This is a genomic window from uncultured Maribacter sp. (genome assembly GCF_947500985.1).
GTDB lineage: Bacteria > Bacteroidota > Bacteroidia > Flavobacteriales > Flavobacteriaceae > Maribacter.
Map to the genome: position 1 here is coordinate 363,318 of NZ_CANMTX010000004.1, position 19,826 is coordinate 383,143.

A 19,826-nucleotide genomic window follows, 5' to 3' on the forward strand; every position below is an offset into this window, starting at 1 on the left:
GGCATATGGCGTACCGCAAAAAAAATGGATCTCTGTATAGTATTTTAATTCTTGTCTGTATTGTAGGTTTTTGGTTGTTTGAAAACTTTTACACTCCCGCAACATATTCTGAAAATGAAGAGGGTGTTATTTCAAATGAGTTTCCAAAAGAATTACTGCCTTCATCAACAACTGGTGAAATTGTAAATCATGAGTATTTCACCTTGTCTTACAATGAGCCTTATGAGCAAGCCGAATGGGTGGCATATACACTGAGTAAAAGTCATTTGACCTATGATGATAGAAAGCGCCCCTATTTTATAGAAGATCCATTTGTTTCTTCTAAATCTGCAGATTGGCGAAATTATAAAGGGTCGGGTTATGATCGTGGACATTTACTACCAGCTGGTGATCGTAGATTCTCGTTACAGGCATACAATGAGACTTTTTATACGAGTAATATAAGTCCGCAAGACAGAGAGTTCAATGCAGGTATTTGGAACGACTTAGAACAGCAAACAAGACGCTGGGCGAAACAGTATGGTACATTATACATATTTACCGGTGGTGTGTTAGAAAGTGGGTTAGAAGAGATCGGACAAGAAGATGTTGATGTGCCAGATGCTTTCTATAAGATTATAGCACGTAAAAAAGGAGATAAGATTTATACACTGTCTTTTTTAATGCCGAATAAACCCCAATTTACATCTTTACGCAATTTCGTAGTATCAATTGATGAGATAGAAAAAGAAACTGGAATCGACTTTTTTGCTAAACTAACAGAAAAGCAACAAAGTGCTTTTGAAGGAAGTAAGAATACTACTGGGTGGAAGTTTTAGAAACTCTCCTTTAATCTGTTCGTATCTAGCCTTAAGAAAATAAAGAGTAGAATAGTAAAGAATAGGAGTCCTGATCCACCATAACTAAAGAAGGGTAGTGGAATACCAATAGTGGGCAGAATACCGATTACCATACCTATGTTAATGAAATAATGGATGAGTAGAATTGAAATTACCCCATAGCCATACATTCTGGCAAAGGCATTTTTCTGTCGTTCTGCTAAAGAAATTAAGCGCAGAAACAAGACGGTGAATAGAATAATTACTGTTGCAGTACCTAAGAACCCCCATTCTTCACCAACGGTACTAAAAATATAATCTGTGTGTTGCTCAGGCACAAAATCTCCTTTTGTACGGGTTCCTTCTAGAAATCCTTTTCCGAAGAATCCGCCAGATTCAATTGCCTTTTCAGATTGATAAGTATTATATCCAATCGACTTTCTAATCTGCTCTAATTTTTTTGGATCTTTTTCTAATCGTAACCATAGTCCAAAGCGATCTCTATGGCGTTGCTCGAACACGTTATTGAAAACGAAATTTACCGAAAGCGAGAATAGAATTACAGCTACACTAACGAGACTAAGCGGTATTACCGGAATTTTTAATGTTTTACGTTTGGTAGCGAATAAAATTATAATCAATAATGCCAAACCAATAATTAGCCAAACGGTGCCGAACATTAAGGTTGTGACAAAAACGAGAATTAAACTCAATATAATTACTAAATAATACAATGGTAATCCTTCTCTGAAAATCACGAAAATCATTGCAAAGAATACTAGTGCACTACCGGGATCAGGTTGTGGTATAATTAAAATGGCTGGTACCAGTATAATTAAAAGTGCATAGAACTGATCTTTTCTACGTTTAATATCTGTTTGTATATCGCTGAGGTATTTAGCGAGTGCAAGTGCAGTAGCTACTTTTGCAAGTTCAGAAGGTTGTAAGTTGAAGAAACCAAGGTCGTACCAAGAAGTTGCACCGGCAATAGTTTTACCAAATACAAATAAACCAAGGAGGGATACCATTGATAACAGGTAAAGCAAACTAGAAAAGCGTTCATAGAAATTTACTTCTAAGGCAAGTACCACCACTATAGTGACTAAACTAACCCCGATAAAAAATAACTGCTTTCCATAAAGCGTACTGAAATCAAAGATAGAGCTATGCTCGTCAGTAAATGTACTAGAGTAAATATTGATCCAACCAATAAAAACAAGTGCGAAATAGATGAAAACACTTAGCCAGTCAATTCTTTTTAAGATGCTTCTACCAGACACGTTCGTTTATTTTAAACTCCTCCCCACTGTAGGGTTTCGCGTATTCTGCTTCTAGTGTTTTTTCTAGCATTCTCTTTTCAAGGGTCTTTAAGGTAATTTCACCCTTAAGATATTTTTCGATCATAAGAGTAGCTATATGTCCGGCGTATCTCGATCCAAAATATCCATTTTCAATATATACCGCTATAGCAATTTTAGGGTTATCGACAGGTGCGAATGCTACAAATACCGAGTGATCTGTCAATTGTGTACGCACGCCATCTATTTTAGTAAAGTTTTCGGCGGTACCTGTTTTACCTGCAACTTCAATACCTGGTATTTGCAACCATCTTGCAGTACCACTTACATAAACATCTGCCATACCTTGAACCACAGGTTCGAAATGTTTAGGATCGATTGTGGTATGTTTAGCCTCTGTAAATTTTGGTTCGGTGATATCCTTACCTTCAATTTTCTTTAAGATATGCGGTGTAAAATAATGTCCTCTATTGGCAATTGCCGCCGTCATATTCGCCAGTTGTACCGGTGTAGCCAATATTTCGCCTTGTCCTATAGCATTAGAGATGATATATGAAGAACTCCATCTGTTATCTCCGTACCATTTGTCGTAGTATTCTTTGTTAGGTATACGTCCTTTTTGTCCGAATGGTAAATCGTAACCTAAATAGTCGCCTAGACCAAAGCTTTTCATGTGTTTTTCCCACACATCCATACCTTCATCAGTAGTTTCGAACTTTTCATATATTTTTCTGAATGCACCCGCAAAATAGGCGTTGCATGACTGCGATATACCTTTGTTCAAACTTCGTAAACCACCACCACAATGGCATCCTCTTTTTTTCTTGCCCACATAAAATCCGTGGTAACATTGTATGGTAGTATTTACATCTAGAACACCTTCCTGTAAAGCTATTAAAGCATTCAGCGTTTTAAAGGGTGATCCTGGTGGCTGCTGTGCATGAATGGAGCGATCCCAGGTTGGGTTCGCTATCGTATCATTATACAGTTTTGTGTAATTTTTTGAACGTTCTCTACCAACTAAAAGAGCAGGATCATAAGTTGGTCCTGAAATCATGGAAAGGATTTCACCTGTTGCAGGCTCTATAGCTACAATTCCCCCTCTTTTGCCATTCATTAGTAATTCACCATATTCTTGCAATGCTTTGTCAATGGTGATGCTTATTTGTTTTCCTTGTTCTGGAAGGGTATCTATCGTTCCATTTTTATATGGTCCAATATCCCTGTTGAATCGATCTTTCTGAATGTATTGTACGCCTTTTCGACCTCTCAATAAATCTTCGTAGTAACGTTCAACTCCCGTTCTACCTTTCAGTTCGCCTTGAACATAATACTTATTGACTGCTAAATCACCTTCGTTTACCTCACTGATATAGCCTAAAACATTTGCAGCACTAGGGGTGTCATAATAACGTAGAGATCTTTTTTGGATATAGAAGCCCTTATACTTACGCATTTTTTCTTGAAGCTTTGCATAATCTTGTTTTGAAAGTTGTGGAACCAATACAGAAGGTAGTCTTGGTGAGTACACTCTTGCTCTTCTAAGTTTTTCTACGAATTTTTCTTTGTCAATACCTAATAGTCCACAAAATTCAAGAGTATCTAAAGGTTGAACTTCTCTAGGAATAACCATGACGTCATAAGCAGGATCATTACCAACTAAAAGATGACCGTTTCGGTCATAAATATAGCCACGCTCAGGATAATCATATATTGCCTTAATTGCCGGGTCCTCTAAAACTTGCTCTGCAGAAAAGCTAAAAATTTGCAAATAAGATAGCCTTCCCAAAAAGGTAATGGCGATGACAACTATAATTAATGATAAAAGAATTTTTCTCATTCTTTTTTACTGCTGAATAAAGTACTGAACAATATGCCCAAAATCAACGTAGAAACACCCACTGTTAGTGTTTTTTGCAAAATTAACAAGCTGTTAGAGATGCTGAAAATTTCTAAAGTGAAGTATGCCAAGTGATGTATTATAATCAATAACGCTAAAAATGTGAATTGTTGTGCCTTTGTACTGTTGTTTAACTTAAAACTTTGAAATTCATAATTGACACCAAAGACAAAACGCATAATGGTTGGTCGAAGATAAGCTATGGTAACGGTAGTTGCTGCGTTTATGGCAAGTGTGTCTGAAAAAATATCTACGCAAAGTCCTAAGAAAAAGCATAATATTATAAAGGTAGTCCTATTTTGTTTGATAGGATACCAATACAAGAAAAGAATATATATCATCGGATTTATATAGCCAAAGAAATTCAGCTTATTGAATACTAGCACTTGCAATAGTACCAATAATATAAATCGGAGTACAATTAAAAATGAAGTACTATTAATCATTGGCTTCTGTTTCTGCTTCTAATTCTAAAACCTCTTTACGGTTCAAATTTCTAATGATATAGATGTAGCCAATATTGGTCATATCATTAAAGAGTTCTACGTCTATAAAATAGAAACTTTTTGAGTTGTCTAAATCAAATCTTTTAATCGTACCAATTGGAATGTTTTCTGGGAAGATGCTACTCATGGCTCCCGTAACAATAGTGTCACCTATGGTCAATGGTACCAGTCTTGGAATGTCGATTAATTGAACAACATTATAATCTGTGGTATTTTCCCAAACTAAAGATCCAAAGTGATTAGAGTTTTTGATTTTTGCATTTATGTTCGACTTGTCACTTAAAATACTCTGTACAGTAGAAAATTTATCTGATGTATTTTCAACGATACCTAAAATACCCTTGTCTGTAATAACACCCATATCTTGTACTATACTATCATTTTTACCTTTGTTGATAGTAATGTAGTTACGCTGGTCAGCATAACTGTTATTGATGACACGACCTCTTACAACTTCGTAATCTATAGTAGTGGAATCTATTAGTGAAGGTGAAAGAACTACATTATTAAAGAGCTTATCTCTAAGTCTTTTATTTTCTTCAACAAGTTTGTTGTTTTCTTCTCTTAAGCCAAAATATGAAGTTACATTATCTGAAAAAGTATAAATACTTCCTGAAATATAGTTAGAGGAATTTAAAAATTTAGATTGATGGTACGAATGCGATTGAAACGTAAAAATGCAGGAAATCAATAACAGAAAAAGGTAAAGTAAGAATATCTTATACCTAATTAGAAAATTTATGATCTGTTGCATTCACCCTTAAATTTTTACTCGATAATCGAGATTTAAACCTGACTGCCGTTAGGCAAGCTACTTTGAGGCTTGCCTCGAAGTTCTATCAATACTCAATAATAAATAGCCCTTGAAATTTCTTCAAGGTTTTCTGCTATTACATAAGAAGTTGTTCGTGAATGAACTTCTTACTTAATTAATATGCTCTTGTAGCGTTCTAAATTCTTTAGTGCTATACCTGTACCACGTACTACGGCACGTAATGGATCCTCTGCAATATAAACTGGTAGATCGGTCTTTTGAGACAATCTTCTATCCAGTCCACGTAACATAGAACCACCACCTGCTAGGTAAATACCAGTGTTATAAATATCGGCAGCTAATTCTGGGGGAGTTTGAGATAATGTTTCCATAACCGCATCTTCAACACGCAGAATAGATTTATCTAAAGCTTTCGCTATTTCTCTATAAGATATTTGAACTTGCTTTGGTTTACCTGTTAACAAATCACGACCCTGTACAGATTTTTCATCTGGTGGCGATTGTAAATCTTCAGTTGCTGAACCTATTTCAATTTTAATTGCTTCAGCTGTACTTTCACCAACGTATAAGTTGTGCTGAGTACGCATATAATAAATGATGTCATTCGTAAATACATCACCTGCAATCTTTACCGATTTATCACAAACTATACCGCCTAAAGCAATAACTGCAATTTCAGTAGTACCACCACCTATATCAACAATCATGTTACCTTTTGGCTGCATAATATCTAAACCGATACCTATAGCTGCAGCCATTGGTTCGTGAATTAGATATACTTCCTTACCGTTAACACGTTCAGCAGATTCTTTTACCGCACGCATTTCAACTTCGGTAATACCAGAAGGTATACAGATCACCAAACGCAATGCTGGTGGAAACCATTTTTTCTTTAATGCCGGAATGTTCTTGATGAACATCATCAACATCTTTTCAGATGCATCAAAATCGGCAATTACACCATCTTTCAATGGTCTAATGGTTTTTATATTCTCATGGGTTTTACCTTGCATCATGTTGGCTTCTTTACCAACTGCAATGATTTTTCCGCTAATTCTATCTCTGGCAACGATGGATGGGCTATCGACAACTACCTTGTCATTATGAATAATAAGGGTGTTCGCTGTACCTAAATCTATAGCTATTTCCTCGGTCAAGAAATCAAAAAATCCCATATGTGCTGTTTAAATTTTAGATAAAAGGGTGTATTTCATCGACAAAAGTAATGAAATTAATGTTTGAAATGACGTGTGCCTGTCATCACCATTGAAATTTTGTGCTCGTTGCAATAATCTACACTTAATTGGTCTTTAATAGATCCGCCTGGTTGAATAACACTAGTAATCCCGGCTTTGTCTGCAATCTCCACACAATCAGGGAAAGGGAAGAAAGCATCACTTGCCATAACTGAACCTTTTAAGTCGAAATTAAAGGTTTGTGCTTTGTGTATTGCTTGGTTTAAGGCATCAACTCTACTAGTCTGCCCGGTACCACTTGCGCAAAGTTGTTTGTTTTTTGCGATTACAATGGTATTTGACTTCGTGTGCTTACAAAGTTTAGATGCAAAAATTAAATCTTCTAATTCTTGTTCTGTTGGCTTTGTATGGGTGGCATTTGTAAGATCGGCAAGCGTATCTGTTTTATGATCTTTTTCTTGAAGAAGCATACCGTTTAAACAAGTTCTTACTTGCATCTCTGGCATTTCAACTTCATTCTGGATTAGAATGATTCTATTTTTCTTTCCTTTTAATATCTCAAGCGCCTCTGCATTATAACTTGGTGCTATAACTACTTCACAGAATAATTTATGAATCTCTTCTGCCGTAGCTTTATCAATTTCTTTGTTGCTAATAAGAACTCCGCCAAAAGCAGAAACAGGGTCACCGGCTAGAGCGTCAACATAAGCTTGGTGTAAAGTATCTCTTTGCGAAAGTCCGCAAGCATTGTTGTGTTTCAATATTGCGAAAGTCGGAGCATCATTTTTAAATTCCAACATCAAATTAACTGCAGCATCAACATCTAAAAGGTTGTTGTATGATAATTCTTTACCGTGCAATTTAGAGAACATAGCATCAAAATCGCCGAAGAAGAATCCTTTTTGGTGTGGGTTCTCGCCATAACGTAACACCTTGCCTTGAGTTTCGCTAACTTTTAAAGCAGCGATATCATGGTTTTTATTGAAATAGTTAAATATAGCAGTATCGTAATTAGAAGAAACATTAAAAGATTTAGCTGCAAAACGCTTTCTGTCTTCTAAGCTAATGTTACCGTCATCTGAAGAAACAACGTCAAGAAACTCTGCATAATCTTCCATGGAAGAAACACAGGTAACATCTTTAAAGTTTTTTGCTGCAGCACGAATAAGAGAAATTCCGCCTATATCGATTTTCTCAATGATATCTTGTTCAGAAGCACCACTGGCAACTGTTTTTTCAAAAGGATATAAATCAACAATGACGATATCTATTTGTGGAATTTCAAATTCAGCTAATTGGGCAACATCACTTTCGTTGTCCTGTCTGTTTAAAATACCACCAAATACTTTTGGGTGTAAAGTTTTTACTCTTCCTCCTAGAATAGAAGGGTAGCTGGTTACATCTTCTACAGGAACCACGTCGATTCCTAAATCAGTTATGAATTTTTCGGTTCCTCCGGTGGAGTAAATAGTGATTCCTAATTCTTGAAATTTTCTTACTATTGGCTCTAATCCGTCTTTATGAAAAACTGAAATTAAGGCTGAAGACGCTTTTTTTACACTGCTCATTGTATGATGCTTAAATGTTTTTAATAAGCAAGCAAAAGTAATTTTTTTGCAGTTATAAAATGAGCTAGTTTATCAACAAAAAGCCTAAAGTTTTAAAGAATTTTGGCTACTTCAAAATTTACGAATTCTAAAAAGGTCTCATCTGCCTCTGTAAAAGGGTCAGGAGTGTTAGAGTCGATATCTATTTGACCAATGTTTTCACCATTAACAAATAACGGTACCACTATCTCTGCTTTAACGGTTATGCTACATGCGATGTAGTTGTCTTGAGCTTGTACATCTGGTACTACAAAATTCTCGTTACTTTCAGCCACTTGACCACAAATACCTTTTCCGAAGGGAATAATAGTATGATCCGTTGGCACACCAGCATAAGAACCTAGTTTTAGTTCGCGCTTATCGCCATTCTTAAAATAAAACCCTACCCAGTCATAATGCGGAACGTTAGCTTTTAAAAGCTCGCATATATCCTGCATTTTTGCATCTGAGGTTTTGTTAGAATCAATAATAGAACTTATTTGAGGGCGTAGCGCTTTGAACATAACTTTTTTTGCAAAAATACATATTGTTGTAATGTAACGGTGAACGCTAAAACAAAAAAAGAGGATGTTTAAAAACATCCTCTTTTTAATACTAAATATTATATGTTGAGATTATGGTTGAATCTTAACATCAAATTCAATAAAGTCATTATTATTAAATCCTGGTTCAATGGCTGTGATTTTAATCAAACCTTTTTTACCATAGTTGTCTACAAACTCTACAACATCACCTACACTTAAGTTGGTTATGTTTTGAGAACTTGAGCTTGTAATAAAATCTAATTCACTGTTTAGTGCGATTGCGTCAAATGCCGTAGCATCTATAGTAATAGAAGTTGAGAAGAACATTTGATTCAATGTTTCCGTTGCTGCATTCTCTTCGTCTGCACCTGGCTCTAGTCCTTCTACATCAAATCCAAAAGAAGCATCATATTGTTCTGTAGAAGCAAAAGAAGCATTGTCGCCGGCAGAATCACCAGAAGCACCGTAGTAATAGCCAAAATCCCAGAAAGCTCTAAATTCAGGTCCTACATCAATTCTGTAAACAGTCTCGTTCAATAATGAGAAGAAAGATTCTGTTGATCCATCTTGTGCCGGAGCAAATAGTTTAATGTCTGTAAACTCCCTAACTGCTGCTGCAGGGTTGGTACCTGTACCAATAGTTACTGTAATTTGACCTACACCTAATGCCAATCTTTTTTCGCTGTCCCTAAAATCCCCTTTACCTGTAGTAGTCCAAAAAGAGTAAACAATTTCTCCATTTTCAATATCTGGAACTGGAAGAGGAAAAGAAAAATCGATTTCTTTCTTTGTAGCGCCATCTAAGTCAATAGATCCATCAGCTTTTAAGGCTTTTGTTAAATCATCACTTACTAAATCAAAAGAACTAAAAGGCATTTCTCCTTGTCCTAAATAATTTTGGGTAATATACATTCTACGTTGTGTAGTAGCGTCTGAAGTAAAAATAACTCTACCAGTAACGTTAGTACCTGCTTCTCCGCTTGCAGATGCTGTTGTAATGTTTACAGAAGGTAATGCTTCGTTAAAAACTATCGTAGCCACTTCTGGCTCATCAGAGTCATCAGCGCCATCATCTCCTGTAGTATCATCTGGTAATGGAGTGTCAAAAATTGATCCATCGTCAGAGCTACAACTGCTTATAAATAGGGCAATAGTGCATATTAAGAAGACCTGTTTAATTTGTTTTTGCATAATTTTTAATTTTGATGATTAGTGTTTATTGATTGTATTTGTTAATGTGTTAACTCTTTTAACTTAAAAATATTAAGAATCGTATATATTCTACTTAGTTTATTTTGTAGGATATTTCTTAAATAAATGTTTTGTTAAAGAAATGCTGTAAAAGCTCTTGGCTATTCAATATTTTGTAATTTTACAGTGTGAGACAATTGCTACATAAACTATTTTCTGTGTTCATGGCAATGCTATTATTACTGTCAACAATTTCTTGGACAGTAGAAAAGCATTTGTGTATGGGTCGTGTTATGGACGTTGCATTGTTTAATCACGCAGATGATTGTGGCATGGAAGCTGGTCTGTCTTTATTGGAAGATGCACCTAAAGTAAAAAAGCACTGTTGTAATGACGAAGCTTTTACCGTGCAAGGTCAAGATGATTTAACACATGATATTTCTAGTTTTGATTTTTCACAGCAGGTATTCTTAATCTCTTTTACAAGTTCTTATATAGGCTTGTTTGAAGAAACTACAGATGAGAATATCGATTTTAATTTATATCCTCCGCCTTTATTGGCTGAAGATTTGAATATTCTACACCAAGTTTTCTTGATTTGATTTCAACTGATGATTAGCGTTAGTTCGCAAATACAGTGTAATCAATTACTACTTTTAACTATTTACTTTTTTATAATGCTGTAAAGCAAGTCAACCTCTATGTAGTTGTTTTATATGTAGATTTTTAAAAGTTAGTGAATACGATTAGTTTAAATAGTAGAAACAGTTTGTAATAACTGGAAGAAATCATAATCTCATTATGAAAAATACATATCAAATTCACGGAATGACTTGTAATGGCTGCAGAGGCCATGTTGAGCAAACCTTGGCTAAAATTAACGGAGTATCGAATGCTGCGGTGAATTTAGAAAAGGCTGAAGCAGTTTTGGAAATGGATAATGAAATTCCCTTAAAAACTCTGCAGGCGGCTATGGAAGCTGACGGAGGGCATTATTCCATCCATAAACTGGGTGCTCATGTGCATGAGGCTACAAAACCCATGGTGGTCGAGAATGGTAATGGCGTTTTTTACTGTCCAATGCATTGCGAAGGAGAAAAGACATATACAGAACCTGGCGATTGCCCGGTTTGTGGTATGGATTTGGTAGAAGAGGCGAGTGCTACAACGAATAAAGGTCAAGAGTATACGTGTCCAATGCATCCAGAGGTTGTTAGTGATGAACCTGGCGATTGCCCAATTTGTGGTATGGACTTAGTACCGAAGCAAGCAGATATTTCAGCTGAAGAAAAGAGTTATAAGAAACTACTGAATAAGTTTAAAATAGCAGTAGGGTTTACGTTGCCAATCTTTCTTATTGCAATGTCAGAAATGATACCTAATAATCCGATTCAGGATATTTTGAGCTTGAAGTATTGGAACTGGGTACAATTTGCATTATCGATACCTGTGGTGTTTTATGCCACGTGGATGTTTTTTGAACGTGCTTATCGTTCTGTTAAAACATGGAATTTAAACATGTTCACATTAATAGGTATTGGAGCAGGGGTGGCGTGGTTGTTTAGTGTATTCGCTATTTTAGTGCCCGATTTTTTTCCGCCACAATTTAAAACAGAGCAGGGTACGGTTCATGTATATTTTGAAGCTGCTACGGTGATTTTGACTTTAGTGTTATTTGGTCAGGTATTAGAAGCCCGCGCACATAGTAAAACGAATTCTGCGGTAAAAGAGCTTCTGAAATTAGCGCCTAATAAAGCTGTTAAGATTGTTGAAGGTAAAGAAGAGAGCATTTCTATTGACCAGATTTCAAAAGGAGATTTGCTTCGCGTAAAACCAGGCGATAAAATACCTGTAGATGGTAGTATTTATGAAGGTGAAAGCACAGTCAATGAATCTATGATTACAGGTGAACCTGTGCCGGTTCAAAAAGTAGTCGGTGATATAATAAGTTCAGGTACTATAAATGGTAAGGGTTCATTTATAATGACAGCAGAGAAAGTAGGGGCAGATACGCTCTTATCTCAAATCATCGATATGGTGAACAAGGCGAGTCGTAGCCAGGCGCCTATTCAAAAACTAGCAGATAAAATATCTAGTTATTTTGTACCGGCAGTTGTTTTTATTTCTATTGTAACTTTTTTGGTTTGGGTCACTTTTGGTCCAGAACCAGTTTATGTATTTGCGTTGGTAAATGCTATTGCGGTATTAATTATTGCTTGTCCGTGTGCATTAGGTTTGGCTACACCAATGTCCGTAATGGTAGGTGTAGGTAAAGGAGCGCAATCTGGTGTGTTGATTAAAAATGCCGAAGCACTTGAGCGTATGGATAAAATTGATACGCTAATTATAGATAAAACAGGAACTATAACCGAAGGGAAGCCATCGGTAGAAAAAGTAGGGAGCATAGCAGAAAGTGACTCAGAAAAGGTGCTGCAGTATATCGTTTCTTTAAATCAGTTAAGTGAGCATCCATTGGCAGATGCTATCGTTAATTACGGAAAATCTCAAAATGTAGAACTATTAAAAGTTGATGATTTTAATTCTATTACGGGTATGGGTGTTGCTGGTAAAATTAATGGAGAGTCTGTTGTTTTAGGAAATGATAAAATGATGGGTGAGGCTAAAGTGGCTATTCCTGAGAATTTACAAGTAGTTGTTGTTGCGCATCAAAAGCAAGGTAAAACAGTTTCTTATGTAGCGATCGATGGTAATGCTGTTGGTTTTGTGGCTATTGGTGATCAAATTAAAGAGACAAGTAAAAATGCGATTGAAGCGCTTCAAAAATCTGGTATCTCGGTAATCATGTTAACAGGTGATAATTATGATACGGCAAAGGCTGTAGCTGAACATTTGAATTTAGCAGAATTTATAGCAGGAATGCTTCCTCAAGACAAGCTAGTAGAAGTGGAACGTTTGCAGTTAGAGGGTAAAAAAGTGGCTGTTGCTGGCGATGGTATAAATGACGCGCCTGCATTAGCAAAAAGTGATGTTGGTATTGCTATGGGTACAGGTACAGATGTTGCTATTGAGAGTGCAACTATTACGCTGGTTAAAGGTGACTTACATGGTATTGTAAAAGCACACAACTTGAGTAAAGCTGTTATGAAAAATATCAAGCAAAACTTATTTTTTGCACTGATTTATAATACCGTTGGTATCCCAATTGCTGCTGGAGTTTTGTATCCGTTTTTTGGATTGTTGCTATCGCCTATGATTGCCGCTTTAGCAATGAGTTTCAGCTCTGTTTCAGTGATTGCAAATGCATTGCGATTAAGAGCAGCAAAAATTGATTAATAAAATTGAATAAAAAATTAAATGAATAAATATATAATACTAATAGTAGCCATGTTGCCCTGGTTTGCTTTTTCTCAAGAAAAGGTAGAAGGTGTAGTGTTAGATTCTGAAGGGTCTAATGCGTTGACACTTTCGGGTGCAAATGTCTATTGGCAAGACTCTCAAACGGGAGTGGTGACAGATTTTGACGGTAAATTTTCAATTCGGTATAAAAATGAATTTAATAAATTAATAATTAGTTATGTCGGTTTTGAAACTGATACATTAACAATAAATGAACCAAAGACAATTCGCGTAAGTTTAAAACCATCTAATGAATTAGATGAGGTTGTGGTTCAACAAGAGCGAGATGCAATACAGAAGACGTATTTCAGTCCGCAGAACGTCATTACCGTTAATAGTGCTGAGTTATTGAAAGCAGCTTGCTGTAATTTGGCGGAGAGTTTTGAAACCAATCCATCTATAGATGTAAATCTTTCTGACGGATTAACGGGTACCAAACAAATACAAATGTTGGGATTGACGAGTCCATATTTATTAATCACCCAAGAGAATATTCCTATGGTTCGTGGAGCATCACAGGCATACGGATTAACATTTACACCTGGTACTTGGATAGAGAGTATTCAAATTACCAAAGGTGCAGGTAGTGTTGTAAATGGGTATGAAAGTATATCCGGACAAATAAATACAGAGTTGGTAAAACCATTAACTGATAATGCTGTTTTTGTAAACGGATATGCCAATCAAAATGGACGTTATGAACTTAATACGCATTTTAATAGAAAGTTGACCGACAAGTGGAGTACAGGGTTATATATTCATGGAAACAAGCGGACGCAAAAAGAAGATAATAATGAAGATGGATTTTTAGATGCTCCTTTGGCTGATCAAATAAATGTAATGAACCGTTGGCAGTATCAAGATGCAGAAAAGGGGTGGGTTAGTTTTTTTAATGTTCGTTTTTTAAATGATGAAAAACAGGTTGGACAAGTAGATTTTAATCCTGATGTAGATAAATTCACAACGAACTCATGGGGTAGTGAGATTAATACACGTAGGTTCGATACTTCATTAAAACTTGGTTATGTTTTTCCTGAATTGCCCTTTCAAAGTTTAGGTTTTCAAACATCATACAGCTTACATAAACAAGATTCCTATTTCGGATTTAGAACCTATGATATCAATCATGAAAGTTTGTATAGTAATTTGCTTTTCAATTCTATAATTGGTGATACTAGAAATAAGTTTAAAACTGGAATTACATTTGCTTATGATGGTTATGATGAAATGGTTGCTGCAACAGATTATTCTAGAGACGACACGTCTGTAGGGGCATTTTTTGAATATAGCTATGAGAATCTAGAAAAAGTAAGTCTTACTGCTGGTTTACGAGTAGATAACCATAATAGGTTAGGTACTTTTGTAACGCCTAGATTTCATATTAGATATACACCATGGGAAAAAGGGAGTCTAAGAGGTTCATTTGGTAGAGGTAAACGAGCAGCAAATATTTTTGCAGAGAATCAGCAGTTATTTGCATCCGCAAGGCAAATTAATATAGACGATACAGGTGGTAAAGTGTATGGTTTGGATCCGGAAGATGCATGGAATTACGGAGTAAGCTTTTTGCAGGGATTCAATTTTTTAAATAGAAAAGGAGATATTTCGTTGGATTATTACATCGCCGATTTTGAAAATCAGGTAGTGGTAGATTGGGAAAATCCGCAAGAGGTTTCTTTTTATAATTTAGATGGAGATAGTAGTGCTAAGAGTTTTCAAGTTGAGGTTAATTACGAGCTATTAACCCGTTTAAATTTTAGAACGTCATATAAGTTTTATGATGTATCGACCGATTATAATAGCGGCAATCTACAAAAACCGTTATTGGCTCAAAACCGATTTTTTGCTAATTTAGGTTATGAGACCGAAGCAAAAGAAAACGGTGCACAATGGAAGTTCGATTATACCTTGCATGCTTTAGGTAAAATGAGATTACCTGATACCAGTGTTAATGAGCCGGCGTATCAATTAGACGAGTATTCATCACCCTATAATTTAATGAATGCCCAAATAACCAAGGTGTTTTCTAATAGGATAGAGTTATATATAGGTGGCGAGAATTTAACAGGAGAACAACAAAATAATCCAGTTTTAGGAGCGAATGAACCTTTTGGTCCCAATTTTGATACAACAATAGTATATGCGCCAATTATGGGAAGAATGTTCTATGGCGGATTCAGATTTAAAATTCAGTAACTAACGATTAATATAAAAACAATGAAAGCAACGATTTTATCAATAGCAATGATGCTTATTGCAGTAGTAACCTATGCGCAAGACAAGAACAAGAAAGTAACTTTTGATGTCAATGGTAGATGTGTTATGTGTAAAGAGCGTATAGAAGAAGCAGCCTTAAATGTGAAAGGTGTAAAATATGCAAATTGGAGTATACCAACACATCAGCTAAATATAATAATGGATGAGCGTAAGACCGATGCCATGAAGGTTAAAACAGCAATAGTTGCTGTGGGTCACGATACCAAAGAATTAAAAGCAACAGATGAAGCGTACAACAGTGTACACCCTTGTTGTTTGTATAGAGAAGACAATTCTGATGATGGAAAACACCATGAAAATAAGTAGTAAATACTGCTTTTATTTGGGTTTGATTTGGAGTTGAAAATTGGTTAAAAAGTTTTAGTTAATTTTTTGCCAACGCAATTATCACGAATCAAAATCTGAAATACATTAGCTATAGATTTATCTTTAATTCTATAACAATGGCACAAGCAAAATCAGCAGGCAAACCAGCTGCAAAACCTTCTCCAGCAAAAGCTGGAAAAAAGGTTGCTCCAAAAGCTGCTCCTAAAAAGAAGTATTTAAGTTATTGCCTTTAGAAGGCGATACCGTTTGGACGATAAAACCACCTTCTGTAAATAAAGAAGGTGGTTTTTTTGTTGGTATAGGTATAAAAAAACCGTTCTTGAAATTTCAAGAACGGTTTTAAATAATATAAACTGTAAGAACAAGCTAGTAATTGCCTGTCGACTCACGACACTACATCATGCCTGGCATTCCGCCACCACCCATAGGAGGCATAGCAGGAGTATCTTCTTTAATGTCAGTTAAAGCACATTCAGTAGTTAAGATCATACCGGCAACAGAAGCAGCGTTCTCTAATGCTACTCTAGTTACTTTCTTCGGATCAATAATACCTGCTTTCATCATTTCAACATACTGCTCAGTTTTAGCATCGTATCCAAAATCACCTTTACCTTCAAGTATTTTAGCGATAACTACAGAACCTTCACCACCAGCGTTAGAAACGATAGTTCTTAAAGGAGCTTCAATAGCACGGGCAACGATTTGTAAACCTGTAGCCTCATCTTCATTTTCAGTAGAAACCTTGCTAAGAACAGATTTAGCTCTTACCAATGCAACACCACCACCAGCAACAATACCTTCTTCAACGGCAGCTCTTGTAGCGTGTAATGCATCATCAACACGGTCTTTTTTCTCTTTCATTTCAACTTCAGAAGCTGCACCTACGTAAAGTACTGCAACACCACCAGCCAATTTAGCTAAACGCTCTTGAAGTTTTTCTTTATCGTAGTCAGATGTAGTTGTCTCGATTTGAGATTTAATCTGGTTAACTCTAGTTTTGATATCTTTTGCAACACCACCACCGTTAACGATAGTTGTATTGTCTTTGTCAATCTGTACTTTTTCACAAGTACCTAACATGTCAAGAGTAGTGTTGTCTAAAGAGAAACCTCTTTCTTCAGAAATAACAGTACCACCAGTTAAGATTGCGATATCTTCTAACATTGCTTTTCTACGGTCACCAAAACCTGGAGCCTTGACAGCAGCTATTTTTAAAGAACCTCTTAATTTGTTTACAACCAATGTAGCTAATGCTTCACCATCAACATCTTCAGCGATAATCAATAAAGGCTTACCTGATTGAGCAACTGGCTCTAATACAGGAAGTAAATCTTTCATTGAAGAAATTTTCTTGTCGAACAATAAAATGTAAGGACTTTCTAATTCAGAAACCATCTTTTCAGAATCGGTTACGAAATATGGAGAAAGGTAACCTCTATCGAACTGCATACCTTCAACAACATCAACATATGTATCTGTACCTTTAGCCTCTTCAACAGTAATAACACCTTCTTTACCAACTTTACCGAAAGCTTTTGCGATTAAGTCGCCAATAGTTTCGTCGTTGTTAGCAGAAATTGAAGCAACTTGCTTAATTTTTTCAGAAGAATCACCAACTTTTTTAGCTTGTTTAGCTAAATCGGCAACGATTGCTTCAACAGCTTTGTCGATACCTCTTTTTAAATCCATTGGGTTTGCACCTGCAGCAACATTTTTCAAACCTTCTTTTACGATAGCTTGAGCTAAAACTGTAGCGGTAGTTGTACCGTCACCTGCTAGGTCATTGGTTTTAGAAGCAACTTCTTTAACCATTTGCGCACCCATGTTTTCTAATGGGTCAGCCAATTCAATTTCTTTTGCTACGGTAACACCATCTTTAGTTACTTGTGGAGCACCAAATGATTTGCTGATAATAACGTTTCTACCCTTTGGGCCTAATGTTACTTTTACAGCATTTGCCAATGCATCAACACCTCTTTTAAGGCCGTCTCTTGCATCTATATCAAACTTAATATCTTTTGCCATTTTTAATTTTATTTTGATTTATGACTTTTTGCACTAGGCATAAAGTCAAGAAAATTATTAATTTTTTAAATGAAAATTTAAAGGCTATTGGCTAAGAGCCAATGACCAATTGCTATTTTTAGATAATAGCAAGAATATCACTTTCTCTCATCATCAAGTAATCTGTACCTTCTAACTTCAATTCAGTTCCGGCGTATTTTCCGTAAAGAACGGTATCACCAACTTTAACGGTAACACTGTCATCTTTTGTTCCAGGACCCACGGCTACAACTTTACCTTTCTGTGGTTTCTCTTTTGCAGTATCAGGAATATAAAGTCCAGACGCAGTCTTAGTTTCAGCTGCCATTGGCTCGATAAGAACTCTGTCTGCCAATGGTTTGATATTAACTTTAGCCATAATTATTAATTTTTAAATTGATTTTTAGTTTCGTGATAACATAAAGGCAGAAATTATGCCATTGCCTGTTTCCTGACAAATTGTAAACGAAAAATGCCAGCTTATGACAAGCTGGCATTTAAATATTATGTAGAAATAATTTTATAAACTATTCTGAAGGTGTTTCATCATTAGTTACAGGTGGTGTTACTGTTTCTGGTAGCGTTTCTGGTACTACAGTTTCGATATCATCACCTTGTAATAATTTTGAATCGGCATCACCATAGTTACCTTTAAGGGCAACATTAGATGCTAAGATTAAAACTATTAATAAACCTGCTAGAGTCCACGTACTTTTATCTAAAAAGTCACCTGTTTTTTTAACTCCGCCAACAACTTGGTTACCACTTCCACCAAAAGAAGAAGAAAGTCCGCCACCTTTTGGGTTCTGTACCATGATCACTAATACTAACAATAAGCAAACGACAATGATAAGTATTAGGAAAATTGAAAATGTACTCATTCTAAATTATTTATTATCTTTTCGTAATTTTTCTACCGCTTTTATTCGGTCTGCAAAGAAACTACTTTTTTCTGGATATTTCAAAATTAAAATTTTGTAAGCCTGAATTGCATTTTTGTACTTTTTTTGTTCTAGATAAACCCTCGCTAAAGTCTCTGTCATCAATTCATTATGGTCAATTTTAGAGGATTTTGAAATATCTATAACGGTACTCTGCTCTGTTGGAACTATTTTAGGGTTAGAGGCTATAAACTTATCTATACGGTCGTATTTCTTTTTAATTGCTTCACTATTTGCCCTAGGTTTTCTAATAGGTTTTGGAGTAATTTTGATCTCTTTTACCTTTTGTACGGTTTTTTTAATGTTGCTTTCTCTTGCCACTGGCTGTTGCTCAATAATTTCTTCTTGAGTCTCAGCAATATCTTCTTTAGACTCTTCTAATGGTTTTTTAGATGCGAGACTTAGCCATTCAGAAAAGGAATATTTCTCTTTGGCATCGAAAGTTAGGGGCTTACCTATATCAAGAGCATTTTCTTCTTCGGTATTTGCAGGATTTTTAGTTTGAAATAACTCAGGATCTAGTATTTGGTCAGCATCATGTTCATCTTGCGGTAAGGGCTTATCTTCAGATGGCGTAATTAAAGATGCTATAGCAGTTTCTTTTGTAGAAAAATCATTTTTTTCTATTTCTACAATTTCATCTTCTGTAATCGAATCTTCAGTTTCAATTTCGGCTTCAATTTCAGTTACTTCTTCTATCTCTTTAACAATCTCAATATGTTCGTTTTCTGAGATTTTCTCCGTTTCTTCAATGTGGACTATTTCTTCTTCTTTACTTTCGGATGCTACAATATTCTCTTCTGGGATATCTCCATCATATTGTAAAAAATCTTTAGAAGTAATAAACTCAAAAAGTACATCTCTGTCCGTAGTGTAGGCAGCAGTTACTTTCAATGCTTTATTGTACTTGTAGCTGTTTAAATTTTTTAATCCCTTTAGATGTAATGCGCGAGCAGCTTGAAAGTAAGGATATTCAGCTATAATATCTTCTAGGTGTTTTGTATGTATGGGTTCTACCACTTTGGTAGGATGTTCTAGAAAATATGTAAAGTCCTTAACATTCATG

Annotated in this window: 17 protein-coding genes; 5 read left to right on the forward strand and 12 right to left on the reverse strand. The window is 35.7% G+C overall.

The features are described 5' to 3' along the window. Positions 1 to 5: 5 nt before the first annotated feature. Complete coding sequence (locus Q0871_RS10925; RefSeq protein WP_299322498.1) at positions 6 to 818, forward strand: DNA/RNA non-specific endonuclease; 813 nt, start codon at positions 6 to 8, stop codon at positions 816 to 818. Here the strand turns inward: Q0871_RS10925 and rodA are convergent. The 8 genes from rodA to Q0871_RS10965 all read right to left on the reverse strand — a co-directional run bounded on the left by rodA (position 815) and on the right by Q0871_RS10965 (position 9,815). Next, entirely contained in the window at positions 815 to 2,098 is a 1,284-nt protein-coding gene (gene rodA / locus Q0871_RS10930; RefSeq protein WP_299322501.1) for a rod shape-determining protein RodA, read from the reverse strand. The two genes, Q0871_RS10925 and rodA, sit on opposite strands and share 4 nt — an antisense overlap. Next, positions 2,088 to 3,956, reverse strand: coding sequence for a penicillin-binding protein 2 (gene mrdA, locus Q0871_RS10935; protein ID WP_299322503.1), 1,869 nt, complete (start codon positions 3,954 to 3,956; stop codon positions 2,088 to 2,090). Before mrdA ends, rodA begins: the two co-directional genes overlap by 11 nt. Further along, on the reverse strand, positions 3,953 to 4,462 hold the full coding sequence (mreD, locus tag Q0871_RS10940) for a rod shape-determining protein MreD (RefSeq protein ID WP_299322508.1): 510 nt from the start codon (positions 4,460 to 4,462) through the stop codon (positions 3,953 to 3,955). Before mreD ends, mrdA begins: the two co-directional genes overlap by 4 nt. After that, on the reverse strand, positions 4,455 to 5,276 hold the full coding sequence (gene mreC, locus Q0871_RS10945) for a rod shape-determining protein MreC (RefSeq protein ID WP_299322512.1): 822 nt from the start codon (positions 5,274 to 5,276) through the stop codon (positions 4,455 to 4,457). The genes mreD and mreC overlap by 8 nt, the downstream gene beginning before the upstream one ends. A gap of 167 nt (positions 5,277 to 5,443) precedes the next feature. Beyond that, on the reverse strand, positions 5,444 to 6,472 hold the full coding sequence (locus tag Q0871_RS10950) for a rod shape-determining protein (protein ID WP_027066022.1): 1,029 nt from the start codon (positions 6,470 to 6,472) through the stop codon (positions 5,444 to 5,446). Positions 6,473 to 6,528: 56 nt separating this feature from the next. Further along, complete coding sequence (gene purH / locus Q0871_RS10955) at positions 6,529 to 8,061, reverse strand: bifunctional phosphoribosylaminoimidazolecarboxamide formyltransferase/IMP cyclohydrolase (RefSeq protein ID WP_299322528.1); 1,533 nt, start codon at positions 8,059 to 8,061, stop codon at positions 6,529 to 6,531. A gap of 92 nt (positions 8,062 to 8,153) precedes the next feature. Then, positions 8,154 to 8,603, reverse strand: a complete 450-nt coding sequence (locus tag Q0871_RS10960; RefSeq protein ID WP_299322533.1) for a GAF domain-containing protein — start codon at positions 8,601 to 8,603, stop codon at positions 8,154 to 8,156. Positions 8,604 to 8,714: 111 nt separating this feature from the next. Further along, on the reverse strand, positions 8,715 to 9,815 hold the full coding sequence (locus Q0871_RS10965) for a hypothetical protein (RefSeq protein ID WP_299322537.1): 1,101 nt from the start codon (positions 9,813 to 9,815) through the stop codon (positions 8,715 to 8,717). A 197-nt stretch (positions 9,816 to 10,012) separates the two neighbouring features. Between Q0871_RS10965 and Q0871_RS10970 the strand changes: the two genes are divergently transcribed. The 4 genes from Q0871_RS10970 (at position 10,013) to Q0871_RS10985 (ending at position 15,755) form a co-directional block, all read left to right on the forward strand. After that, on the forward strand, positions 10,013 to 10,417 hold the full coding sequence (locus Q0871_RS10970; RefSeq protein WP_299322539.1) for a hypothetical protein: 405 nt from the start codon (positions 10,013 to 10,015) through the stop codon (positions 10,415 to 10,417). 199 nt (positions 10,418 to 10,616) lie between these two features. After that, positions 10,617 to 13,109, forward strand: a complete 2,493-nt coding sequence (locus tag Q0871_RS10975; protein ID WP_299322543.1) for a heavy metal translocating P-type ATPase — start codon at positions 10,617 to 10,619, stop codon at positions 13,107 to 13,109. Between the two features lie 21 nt (positions 13,110 to 13,130). Beyond that, positions 13,131 to 15,368 carry a TonB-dependent receptor gene (locus Q0871_RS10980; protein WP_299322548.1) on the forward strand — a complete coding sequence of 746 codons (2,238 nt, stop codon included), beginning with the start codon at positions 13,131 to 13,133 and terminating at the stop codon, positions 15,366 to 15,368. Positions 15,369 to 15,389: 21 nt separating this feature from the next. After that, the gene (locus tag Q0871_RS10985) at positions 15,390 to 15,755 is read left to right on the forward strand and encodes a metal transporter (RefSeq protein WP_299322554.1); all 366 of its coding nucleotides are present in this window, start codon (positions 15,390 to 15,392) and stop codon (positions 15,753 to 15,755) included. Positions 15,756 to 16,169: 414 nt separating this feature from the next. On the opposite strand, the gene groL is transcribed toward Q0871_RS10985, so the two are convergent. The 4 genes from groL to Q0871_RS11005 form a co-directional block, all read right to left on the reverse strand. Further along, positions 16,170 to 17,801, reverse strand: a complete 1,632-nt coding sequence (gene groL / locus Q0871_RS10990; protein WP_299322559.1) for a chaperonin GroEL — start codon at positions 17,799 to 17,801, stop codon at positions 16,170 to 16,172. A 118-nt stretch (positions 17,802 to 17,919) separates the two neighbouring features. Next, positions 17,920 to 18,198 (reverse strand): co-chaperone GroES, encoded by a 279-nt coding sequence (gene groES, locus Q0871_RS10995; RefSeq protein WP_036156781.1) that lies wholly within the window; start codon positions 18,196 to 18,198, stop codon positions 17,920 to 17,922. Positions 18,199 to 18,346: 148 nt separating this feature from the next. Further along, a complete protein-coding gene (secG, locus tag Q0871_RS11000) occupies positions 18,347 to 18,700 on the reverse strand; it encodes a preprotein translocase subunit SecG (protein WP_299322577.1) in 354 nt (117 codons plus the stop codon). Between the two features lie 6 nt (positions 18,701 to 18,706). Then, positions 18,707 to 19,825, reverse strand: coding sequence for a tetratricopeptide repeat protein (locus Q0871_RS11005; RefSeq protein WP_299322581.1), 1,119 nt, complete (start codon positions 19,823 to 19,825; stop codon positions 18,707 to 18,709). Between the last annotated feature and the right edge of the window lies 1 nt (position 19,826).

Excerpts from the sequence above, each read along its gene's own strand:
- Q0871_RS10925 (WP_299322498.1), top strand. The coding sequence starts at position 6 with ATGGCGTACCGCAAAAAAAATGGATCTCTGTATAGTATTTTAATTCTT.
- mrdA (WP_299322503.1), bottom strand. The coding sequence starts at position 3,956 with ATGAGAAAAATTCTTTTATCATTAATTATAGTTGTCATCGCCATTACC.
- mreD (WP_299322508.1), bottom strand. The coding sequence starts at position 4,462 with ATGATTAATAGTACTTCATTTTTAATTGTACTCCGATTTATATTATTG.
- mreC (WP_299322512.1), bottom strand. The coding sequence starts at position 5,276 with ATGCAACAGATCATAAATTTTCTAATTAGGTATAAGATATTCTTACTT.
- Q0871_RS10950 (WP_027066022.1), bottom strand. The coding sequence starts at position 6,472 with ATGGGATTTTTTGATTTCTTGACCGAGGAAATAGCTATAGATTTAGGT.
- purH (WP_299322528.1), bottom strand. The coding sequence starts at position 8,061 with ATGAGCAGTGTAAAAAAAGCGTCTTCAGCCTTAATTTCAGTTTTTCAT.
- Q0871_RS10960 (WP_299322533.1), bottom strand. The coding sequence starts at position 8,603 with ATGTTCAAAGCGCTACGCCCTCAAATAAGTTCTATTATTGATTCTAAC.
- Q0871_RS10965 (WP_299322537.1), bottom strand. The coding sequence starts at position 9,815 with ATGCAAAAACAAATTAAACAGGTCTTCTTAATATGCACTATTGCCCTA.
- Q0871_RS10975 (WP_299322543.1), top strand. The coding sequence starts at position 10,617 with ATGAAAAATACATATCAAATTCACGGAATGACTTGTAATGGCTGCAGA.
- Q0871_RS10980 (WP_299322548.1), top strand. The coding sequence starts at position 13,131 with ATGAATAAATATATAATACTAATAGTAGCCATGTTGCCCTGGTTTGCT.
- Q0871_RS10985 (WP_299322554.1), top strand. The coding sequence starts at position 15,390 with ATGAAAGCAACGATTTTATCAATAGCAATGATGCTTATTGCAGTAGTA.
- groL (WP_299322559.1), bottom strand. The coding sequence starts at position 17,801 with ATGGCAAAAGATATTAAGTTTGATATAGATGCAAGAGACGGCCTTAAA.
- groES (WP_036156781.1), bottom strand. The coding sequence starts at position 18,198 with ATGGCTAAAGTTAATATCAAACCATTGGCAGACAGAGTTCTTATCGAG.
- secG (WP_299322577.1), bottom strand. The coding sequence starts at position 18,700 with ATGAGTACATTTTCAATTTTCCTAATACTTATCATTGTCGTTTGCTTA.
- Q0871_RS11005 (WP_299322581.1), bottom strand. The coding sequence starts at position 19,825 with ATGAATGTTAAGGACTTTACATATTTTCTAGAACATCCTACCAAAGTG.